Here is an 812-nt window from a genome sequence, read left to right on the forward strand (position 1 = left end):
CCGGCGCTCACCGCGACCCGGCGCCCGGCGAGTACGGCCGCACGATCCGCGGATCCCGACCCTGCACCGGCGTCGGCCGCATCGGCACCGGCGGCGTCTGCAGCGGCAGCGCCACCGGTGGCGTCTGCAGCGCCTATGACGCGCAGCGTCTCGGCGAAGATCCGCTCGGGATCGCTCATCCGCCCGGGCCCGCTGTCGGCTCCGGTCAGCCTGCCGGAGTCGGGGCCGACGATCGTCGCGCCGCGCTCGCGGAGCAGTTCGACGTTCCGTCGCGTGGCCGGATGCTCCCACATCTCCGTGTGCATGGCCGGCGCGAGGATCAGCGGGGCGCGGGTCGCGAGCGCGGTCGTGCCCAGCAGATCGTCGGCTATCCCGGCGGCGAGCCGTGCGATCGCGCTGGCGGTCGCCGGTGCGACGACGACGGCGTCGGCCTGCTGCCCGAGACGGACATGACGGACCTCGTCGGCGCGCTCGTTCACCTCGTGCGTCACCGGGTGTCCGCTGATCGCCTCCCAGGTCACCGCGCCGACGAACTCCAGCGCGTTCGCGGTCGGCACCACGTGCAGTTCGTGCCCCGCCTCCACGAACAGCCTTGCGAGTGAGACCGCCTTGTAGGCGGCGATGCCGCCGCTCACGCCGAGTACGATGTTCATGCGCCTCATCATCCCATAGCGCCGGTGCTCGCGCCGGGGCGAAGCGGGCGAGGCGGATCGTCGAGCGGAGTCGGAGGAGGGCGCGCCGCGTGTGCACAGCCGTGATCGAGGTGCCGGAGTCGCCCGACGCCGCGGTCCGCCTGCTCGCGGTGCGCGACG

The 812-nt window shown here is 73.8% G+C and carries 1 protein-coding gene; it reads right to left on the bottom strand.

Annotation, left to right across the window (positions count from 1 at the left end):
* The coding region (locus ACFPZL_RS13860; protein ID WP_382335983.1) for a flavoprotein at positions 1–653 on the bottom strand (653 nt) is incomplete at its 3' end.
* Positions 654–812: the final 159 nt, after the last annotated feature.

This window comes from Leucobacter soli, assembly GCF_042659205.1.
GTDB classification, from domain to species: Bacteria; Actinomycetota; Actinomycetes; order Actinomycetales; family Microbacteriaceae; genus Leucobacter; species Leucobacter soli.